General features: G+C 63.8%; 14 protein-coding genes. All 14 read right to left on the reverse strand.

What is annotated here, in order from left to right:
• Positions 1-43: 43 nt before the first annotated feature.
• Positions 44-1,042: an AI-2E family transporter gene (locus D183_RS0102985; protein WP_017907681.1), complete on the reverse strand. Its 999-nt coding sequence runs from the start codon at positions 1,040-1,042 to the stop codon at positions 44-46.
• A 268-nt stretch (positions 1,043-1,310) separates the two neighbouring features.
• A complete protein-coding gene (locus D183_RS0102990) occupies positions 1,311-1,700 on the reverse strand; it encodes a VOC family protein (protein ID WP_017907682.1) in 390 nt (129 codons plus the stop codon).
• The gene (locus D183_RS0102995; RefSeq protein WP_017907683.1) at positions 1,697-2,035 is read right to left on the reverse strand and encodes a hypothetical protein; all 339 of its coding nucleotides are present in this window, start codon (positions 2,033-2,035) and stop codon (positions 1,697-1,699) included. Before D183_RS0102995 ends, D183_RS0102990 begins: the two co-directional genes overlap by 4 nt.
• Positions 2,036-2,053: 18 nt before the next feature.
• On the reverse strand, positions 2,054-2,347 hold the full coding sequence (locus tag D183_RS0103000; protein ID WP_017907684.1) for a hypothetical protein: 294 nt from the start codon (positions 2,345-2,347) through the stop codon (positions 2,054-2,056).
• Positions 2,348-2,362: 15 nt separating this feature from the next.
• Complete coding sequence (locus D183_RS23885) at positions 2,363-2,659, reverse strand: DUF2695 domain-containing protein (RefSeq protein WP_232757192.1); 297 nt, start codon at positions 2,657-2,659, stop codon at positions 2,363-2,365.
• Between the two features lie 83 nt (positions 2,660-2,742).
• Entirely contained in the window at positions 2,743-2,964 is a 222-nt protein-coding gene (locus D183_RS27290; RefSeq protein ID WP_157835163.1) for a hypothetical protein, read from the reverse strand.
• Positions 2,965-3,048: 84 nt separating this feature from the next.
• Entirely contained in the window at positions 3,049-3,357 is a 309-nt protein-coding gene (locus tag D183_RS26245) for a cyclic-phosphate processing receiver domain-containing protein (RefSeq protein WP_026144135.1), read from the reverse strand.
• Positions 3,358-3,747: 390 nt separating this feature from the next.
• Positions 3,748-4,125 carry a hypothetical protein gene (locus tag D183_RS27295; RefSeq protein ID WP_157835164.1) on the reverse strand — a complete coding sequence of 126 codons (378 nt, stop codon included), beginning with the start codon at positions 4,123-4,125 and terminating at the stop codon, positions 3,748-3,750.
• Positions 4,126-4,245: 120 nt separating this feature from the next.
• Positions 4,246-4,437 carry a hypothetical protein gene (locus D183_RS27900; RefSeq protein ID WP_017907688.1) on the reverse strand — a complete coding sequence of 64 codons (192 nt, stop codon included), beginning with the start codon at positions 4,435-4,437 and terminating at the stop codon, positions 4,246-4,248.
• An 82-nt stretch (positions 4,438-4,519) separates the two neighbouring features.
• Positions 4,520-4,756, reverse strand: a complete 237-nt coding sequence (locus D183_RS0103035) for a DUF1161 domain-containing protein (RefSeq protein ID WP_017907689.1) — start codon at positions 4,754-4,756, stop codon at positions 4,520-4,522.
• A gap of 216 nt (positions 4,757-4,972) precedes the next feature.
• Complete coding sequence (locus tag D183_RS0103040) at positions 4,973-5,509, reverse strand: hypothetical protein (protein ID WP_232757193.1); 537 nt, start codon at positions 5,507-5,509, stop codon at positions 4,973-4,975.
• A gap of 89 nt (positions 5,510-5,598) precedes the next feature.
• Complete coding sequence (locus D183_RS27300) at positions 5,599-6,138, reverse strand: hypothetical protein (protein WP_157835165.1); 540 nt, start codon at positions 6,136-6,138, stop codon at positions 5,599-5,601.
• A gap of 56 nt (positions 6,139-6,194) precedes the next feature.
• Positions 6,195-6,569 (reverse strand): hypothetical protein, encoded by a 375-nt coding sequence (locus tag D183_RS0103050; RefSeq protein WP_017907692.1) that lies wholly within the window; start codon positions 6,567-6,569, stop codon positions 6,195-6,197.
• Between the two features lie 151 nt (positions 6,570-6,720).
• Positions 6,721-7,009 (reverse strand): hypothetical protein (locus D183_RS0103055; protein WP_026144136.1); only part of this gene is annotated, 289 nt, incomplete at its 5' end.

The raw sequence follows: 7,009 nt of genomic DNA on the forward strand, positions 1-7,009 counted from the left end.
CGGGGCGGGGCGGGGCGGGCGGGGTGGGAGCACGCACCGCAGATCAGGCGGCGGGCTTTCCGGCGCCATCCGCGCCCTCGGCATCGCCCAGCGCATGTTGCACGTACAGGCGCTTGACCAGCACGTAGAGCACCACGGTGAGCGGCGCCGCCAGCACCACGCCCATCGGCCCGAACAGCACGCCGATACCGAACAGCGAGAACAGCAGCAGCGCTGGCGGCAGGTCCACCGCGCGCGCCTGGATCAGCGGCTGCAGCACGTGGCCTTCGAGTTGCTGCAGCACCACGAACAGCAGCAGCGCGCCCAGCGCCACCTGCGGGCTGACCGTGAAGCCCAGCAGGATCGCCGGCACCGCGGCCACGATGGGGCCGACGATCGGGATGAAGTCCAGCAGCGCGGTCAACAGGCCGATGCCCAGCGCCACCGGCACGCCCAGCAGCCACAGGCCGATGCCGGTCAGGGTGCCGATCACCGCCATCGCCAGCAACTGGCCGGTCAGCCACGCGCGCAGCGCCTGGCCGCTGGCGGTCAGCGCTTCGTCGGCGACGCCGCGACGGTCGCGCGGCAGCAGGTGCAGCAGGCCCTGCCGATACAGCCGCGGCTGCGCGGCCAGGTACAGCCCGCCGACCATCATCAGCACCGCGTCGGTGACGCCGCCGCCGGCCGACAGCACGATGGCGCCGGCATGCGTGGCCAGGGTCGAGGCGCCGTCGCGCAACTGGTCGGGGATGCGCTCGATCTGCGGCCCCAGCGGGCCAGACTGCAGCCAGGCATGGAACTTGTTCCAGGCTGCCGGCAAGGTGGCGCGGAAGGTGTCGATCTGCGCGGCGACCTCGGCGCCGAACAACAGCACGATCGCCGACAGCGCCAGCACCAGCACCAGGATCACCAGCGCCAGCGCCGCCCACTCCGGCAGCGGCAACCATTTGCGCAACAGCGTGGCCAGCCCGTGCAGCAGCACGCCCACCACCACCGCACCGAACACGATCAGCAGCAGCTCCGACAACTGCCAGGCCAGCAGCGCCAGCGCGCCCAGCGCCATGACGACCAGGACCCGCGCCGCGAAGGGACGCAGGGGCGAGGGGGAACTCGGGAGGGAGGCATTCATCGGTGGCGCGGATCCCGATCAGGACAATGAGCGCGGACAGTAGTGATAGCGCAGTGCAGGGCGAGCGAAAATCGGGTGCCGTCGGTCGGCGGTGCCAATCCACCGGTCGGTGTGCACGGGCGATGTCGGCGGGGCTGGTTCGACGCTGACCGGTCGGGCGTCCCGTGCTACCGGCCGGCCAGTCGACCGGCCGGAGCGGGCACTACTGCCCGGCGGGCGGCTGCCAGAGCTCCACCTTGTTGCCTTCCGGGTCGATGACCCAGGCGAAGGCGCCGTATTCGGACTCATCGATGCGGTCCAGCACGTGGCAGCCTTCCTCGCGCAGTGCCGCGACCAGCGCGTGCAGATCGTGCACCCGGTAATTGATCATGAAGGGTGCCGTGCCGGGCGAGAAGTGCGGCTCCTGCGCCGCCGCGCCGATCGACCAGACGGTGGAGCCGGTGACCGGCGCGCCGCTGCCGTCGTTCCAGGCGAAGGCGGTGCCGCCCCAGGCCTGCACGTCGATGCCGAGATGCCGCTGGTACCAGGCCTGCAGCGCGGCCGGGTCCTGTGCCTTGAAGAAGATGCCGCCAATCCCGGTGACGCGCTTCATGGAGCCTCCGCTGGTCCGATGGTGGGCTGGCCGGGCAGGGGCTCGTAACTGTCGCCGCGGCCGCTCAACCAGCGCAGTCTACGCTTGCCGGCTTCGCCCAGGTACACCGCGGCGGCCAGCAGCAGCGGATGCCGCAGGTCCGCGTCGATCATCAAGCGCACGTGCCCGTCCACTTCGATGTTCAGGAAATGCGCCTGATCCGCATCGTCGTCGTAGCTGGGCGCCAGCAACCGATCGCGGCCGTCGCTGAAGCGGTAGAGGGTGTAGGCGTAGTAGTAACCGTACCCGTCGTCGGGCTCGCTGGCGTCCACGTGGTGGGTGATGTCGACATGCATGTGGGTTCCATGTGCCTGTCAGGCCGCCCTCAAGACCACGTGGCCTGTCCCTTCGCTGCCGTTCGCCCAGAGCGTGAAATCGGCGCCCGCCGGGAAGTGGGCAAGTGCGTCAGGCATCAGCAACTGTACCCCTGCGCGGAACGTGACCCCGGGCGCCGGGTTGCCGGTAAAGGTGAGGCGGGCCGACCACTGCTGCTGGTCGATGCACAGAATGGCGCACCACTGGCCGGAGACGAGCGCAGTCGCCTTGCTTCCTGGTTGCGCAGGATGCAGAAGCAGATCGGCCAGGAAGTGATGCGGAAGGTCATGCATCAGGTCGATGTCCGGTCACGGCTTGCCCCAGTGCTCTTCGACATTGAACAGCACCTCGCAATCGCAGAAGCCTCCGTGCGCACCGAGCCAGGGGATGACCGACTCCGGAGCGACATCCTGGGACGCGAGGAACTGCGTGGTGAGTCGCAAGGAGTGATCGCAGCCATCGGCGAGCGCGTCGTTCAAGTAATCGAACAAGGCCCAGAGCGTTTCCTTCGGAAGGGGAAGCGCGGCCTCTTCGGATGCGCGCGGCTCGGACTGCACCGTTGTGCGGGGCGCGTTGCGACGTTGGGCTTCCGGACTCTCTGTCATTGTCGACTGTCACGGGGAGGACGCTGCGGCGAGGCCTGCCATCAGTGTGAAAGCTGAGATTGAAGTACCGCGCCAATGAATCGCTAACCACCCTCAGACACATGATGAACGATGGAAGGATTGTCTTCGCAATTCCTCAAGACGGCATACTTGCCATCCGTCTTGCCAATCAGCGAAATCGGGAAGGACGTGTTGCCGCCATCGACGGAGATTCTGACCTCCATGTCCTGGTTCTCGAATGTCTTGAGCTCTTCGATCAACTGCGCGACCGATTTGCCTCTGGTTGTCCAATCTGGATTGATCATCTGCGAGTATCAGCTATTGGAGCAGTAGGCATGTGCCGGACAAGCAGTCGGCTTCTCCATCATCTCGGCCACATCGCAACGGGATCATGCATCGGATCTGTTCTTTGCCGCTAGCCGCTCGATCGCCTCGATGCCAAGACGCATCTTATCTCCCGCCGAAGTGTTTGCAGAATGGACGTGCATCCTCGGCGGGACGAAGGACCGAAGCGCTACCGCCCTCTCGATCCAGAGCACCACGTCGTAGCCTGTTCCGCGCGCATCATCACCTAGATCGTGGTCCAGGCTGAGTTCCTCCACCTTCCCGGTTTGGAGCAGCGCGATGACGTCATCCGGCCAATAGGCTCTTGTCCATCCAGCGGGTGTCGCTCGCTCGTCGTCCAGAAATACACGCATGGCAAGCGGCACCTGTGTTCGGGTCGGCGGGTCTGCCCATCGACCCATACGCGATGAACCTACTACAGTCCGAGCGTCGGCGCGATCTCGCAATGCCGAGAGAAAAGGGCGACGGCGCGCTGCATCAGCCGGCGCATCGCCATAAACTCAGCACATCCGTAGCAGCGTATGTCGGAACACAAGGCCCTCCGGCGCGGATTGGCGCCGGCGTACTGCATCGTGTGCCGTAGACGGCGGCAGTTCGACACGTGATCGGATACATCACACCTTCAGGCTTGCAAGGGCGATGATGTGCCTGGCCTTCTCGTCACCATGCGCGTCTACTTCCGCTTTCTGAATGATGCCGCGACGCAAAAGGACTGCGAAGACGAGGGTGAGCTGAGAATAGCGTTAGTCGTATGTCTGAGCGATTTTGCGCTGCTTTTTGACGGTCTGGTTGACCAGGGGCCATAGAGCGTCCGGCGTGTCGATACTTGCGGCACTGCGTTTGAACTCTTGGAGATAGGCTTGGAGTTCGCGTTGAAGCGCGGTGTCGAGCAGTACCCTGGCTGCCTTTTTCTCGGAAGCGCTCCAGGTCATGTCATGCATGGCGGCTTTCTCTTTCCGGGTGCCCGGCCTGTCATGGATCCTGCCAGAGCCGGGCTGGATGCGATAAGGGGTGGCTTGCGCTGGCGATCCGGTCGGGGTGCATCCGCCGATCGCCGGATGTGGCTTGCGCAATGCAGTTGGCACGATCAGAAGAGTTGCGTTGATTTCCAGGTAGAACACCCAGGATCGTCAGTCGCTCTGATTCCAGGCCTTGATGGCCAGGGTGACGCGCTGGCGAGTCTCGGCATCCACTTTGCGGCCGAGATACGGCGACCGGCTGCCCAGTACCCCTGGCGCGGTTCATTGCACCTGTTCGGCGAGCTGCACGATGACATCGCGCCCGAGCGCGTGGTACTGCGCCGCTTCTTCCTCGTTCAACGCCATGGTCCATGCGTAGCCGACCGGCCCATGGCTGCAGTTGACGTCGAGCAGGAGCGTGTCGTCATCGCGCAGGAGGAACCAGGCATGAGGCGCGTGATCCACTACCTGCATGACGTGCCCATCCGTTGCGCAAGGACGATACGTCGCGTCCCGTCGCTCCAAGCTACTCGCATGAGGTGACCGCTCCTGTCGATCAGGTCGACGGCTTGTTCTTGCTGTAGACGATCTTCTTGCTCCCTGCAGCGCAAGTGCCGATGACCTTCCGATCCTTGATGTCGGCGTTGTCGACGATCTCCAGCGTGTAGTCCTTGACGCCGTGGGCATCGAGTTTCGCGGTTAGCTCGGCCTTCAACTCCTCGCAGTATCTGTTGGCCGCGAAAGCGGACGAGGAGGCGAAGGCAAGCAGGAGAAATGCGATGGTCTGTTTCATGATGGCACCGATAGTCGATGAGGGAGAAAGAGGTTGCGGAAAAAAACGTAAGGTGTGGCGGCCTTGGCATGGCGGTCGACCTGGTCGCTCTCGGGAGCGCCGCCGCCGCGCCGAGTGTAGCAAGCGCAAATTGCATCCACCGCTACCGCCACCGCACTCGGTCGGCAGCAGGTCAGGAGGAGCGGGACGCCGACGCCGCGGCCTGTTTCGGCGTACTCAGGGATCGACCCACACACCTGCGTCGTACATCAACCGCATCGTGTAGTTGAGCTGGAGGGTCTGGTTCGGGCCGCAGGCGATCTGCGTGGTCTTGTCCGATGCTCCAGGTCCGGAGACGGAGATGGACGAAGCGGATCTGAGCGGGTCGAACAGGCTGTACCGGTAGCCGCCGTTGCTGAACTCAATCGATGCGTTTCCGTTGAGAAACGTGTTGTAAGTGAAGAGACCCGTCGGCGGCTTCTGCTGTGCGGGATACTGCAGCACCAGCTTGCCGCTCTCCGACGCCCGATACTGCGGGTAGCCCGAGGTCCGGTTGACCGCCTTCGACGAGCATAGCGAGAATTCTCGCTTGCGCGTCTGGCACGTCCACAGGGTGAGCTCGTCCTTGCCGCACAGCGGGCTGTGCTGGTATTCGCTCTCGGAGTCCTGCAGTGTCGCTTGGCTGATGGATGGCACCGGATCAGAAGCTGGTGCTGCGAGCGGCAGGCTCGTCAAGGTCGCTGTCATGGCAATGCTTGCCATTGTCTTCTTCATGTTGTGCCAATCCCGTTGTGCCGGGTCATGTCAGAGGAGAGTCGGTGTGGAAAAAACGACGGTGTCGCCTCCTGCGGCAGCATGGAGGTCTAATGCGGAGGCCGGGACCTTGCCAATAGCGTCCGAGCGCGCCTGCCCAGCTTGTCGCGATCTTTCAAGTAGATTGTAGGAGCATGGGTGACCGCAACGGTGGTCGCTGCCTGCAGTGGTGAAAGCTGGCTAAGCGGTTTGCCGAATTCCCGATTGGCAAAGCTGCTCAATCCATGATCTGTGCCGTTGTAGGAAAGACTGCAGTAGAGGCCGTAGATGTGCGACTCGTCGAAGTGCACCGGTAGCAGCACGCTCCAAAGCGCGTTGCGCACGTGCGACTGACCTTGCGCCAAATCCGTGGAGACGAGGGACGTCACCAGGCGAGCCGCATGCGGGGAGGGCGATCCCACATTCGCATCGATCAGCCTGCGAATCGCTTCGGGAGGAGTTGCGTCTTCTGGATTGGCGTGTGCGAGCAGATCGCGGATTCGGGCCAGATGTGGGCGGACAGCGAGCGCATCGTAAGCGACCAATGCGACAAGCGTTGCCAGGAGGAGCAGCGCCGTTCCTTTTCCAACGAATCTGATGATCTTGACCATGAGCGTCAGCCAACCTTCGGGCGACATTGGCAGGTGTAGTCGCGTGCTGCACGCGACTACAGCAGCCGGCGTTGATCGGCCGCGCGCCGAAACACCCAGCCGACAAGCAGGCCGAGGCCTGCGGAGGCGAGCAGCTGCAGCCATTCCACAGCGACGAACATGGCTGGTTCGTCCGTCATGTCTGGTGGCAATAGCGCCGCGAGAACATCCGCGAAGGCGGCGTAGATGACCAGGATGAGGCAGGCGTGCGCGAGGCGATGCTGCACCACGCGCAACGCGAGGTGTGCGAAGAGTGCGGCGCAGAGCAGGAAAGAGAGAAGGGTCCAGGCATTCACCAAGCCGCCTAGGTCGAACAAGCCGCTGAGAAAGCCAACGCTGCACTGGAGAACAAACAGCAGGGCGGCATAGGCAAAGATCGATTTCCAGTGCATGGCCGGCTGTAAGGGGTACGCGATCAGCGAGCGAGAAGTGCGTCGCGTGCTGGAAGGGTGAGGACACTCCGTATCGAGCAAACGACGCGCTGCGCCGGTCCGATGCCGGCTCTGCGCTGACGCGCCGTGCCGCCTGACGTTGCCAGCGCCATCAACGCAGAATGCCCTCGGCGACCTTGCGCCCGCCCTCATAGGCGATGAACGACCTGTCTTTTTCCAAAACGTGGAACTGCTCGATGCAGCTCAGAGACACCGCAGCGGTCTCGCCGGGTTCGATCTTCTCCTGCGCTTTGGAAATGCGCACTGCACACATGACGTCCTTACTCTCACCGGAGAATCGCACCTGTGGGCGGTAGTTGTCGTAAATCGCGTTGTCACGCCCCACCTTTCCCTGGCGCGTCAACAAGGTGAACGAGATCGGCACAGCGGCATCGGCGGGG

It is taken from the genome of Xanthomonas sp. SHU 199 (genome assembly GCF_000364665.1).
In the GTDB taxonomy this organism is placed as follows: domain Bacteria; phylum Pseudomonadota; class Gammaproteobacteria; order Xanthomonadales; family Xanthomonadaceae; genus Xanthomonas_A; species Xanthomonas_A sontii.

Bases quoted from the DNA above. Each gene is read 5' to 3' on its own strand.
- D183_RS0102985 (WP_017907681.1), bottom strand. From the start codon at position 1,042: ATGGCGCTGGGCGCGCTGGCGCTGCTGGCCTGGCAGTTGTCGGAGCTG.
- D183_RS0103000 (WP_017907684.1), bottom strand. From the start codon at position 2,347: ATGCATGACCTTCCGCATCACTTCCTGGCCGATCTGCTTCTGCATCCT.
- D183_RS0102995 (WP_017907683.1), bottom strand. From the start codon at position 2,035: ATGCATGTCGACATCACCCACCACGTGGACGCCAGCGAGCCCGACGAC.
- D183_RS27300 (WP_157835165.1), bottom strand. From the start codon at position 6,138: ATGGTCAAGATCATCAGATTCGTTGGAAAAGGAACGGCGCTGCTCCTC.
- D183_RS0103040 (WP_232757193.1), bottom strand. From the start codon at position 5,509: ATGAAGAAGACAATGGCAAGCATTGCCATGACAGCGACCTTGACGAGC.
- D183_RS27290 (WP_157835163.1), bottom strand. From the start codon at position 2,964: ATGATCAATCCAGATTGGACAACCAGAGGCAAATCGGTCGCGCAGTTG.
- D183_RS0102990 (WP_017907682.1), bottom strand. From the start codon at position 1,700: ATGAAGCGCGTCACCGGGATTGGCGGCATCTTCTTCAAGGCACAGGAC.
- D183_RS0103035 (WP_017907689.1), bottom strand. From the start codon at position 4,756: ATGAAACAGACCATCGCATTTCTCCTGCTTGCCTTCGCCTCCTCGTCC.
- D183_RS23885 (WP_232757192.1), bottom strand. From the start codon at position 2,659: ATGACAGAGAGTCCGGAAGCCCAACGTCGCAACGCGCCCCGCACAACG.
- D183_RS0103050 (WP_017907692.1), bottom strand. From the start codon at position 6,569: ATGCACTGGAAATCGATCTTTGCCTATGCCGCCCTGCTGTTTGTTCTC.
- D183_RS27900 (WP_017907688.1), bottom strand. From the start codon at position 4,437: ATGCAGGTAGTGGATCACGCGCCTCATGCCTGGTTCCTCCTGCGCGAT.
- D183_RS26245 (WP_026144135.1), bottom strand. From the start codon at position 3,357: ATGCGTGTATTTCTGGACGACGAGCGAGCGACACCCGCTGGATGGACA.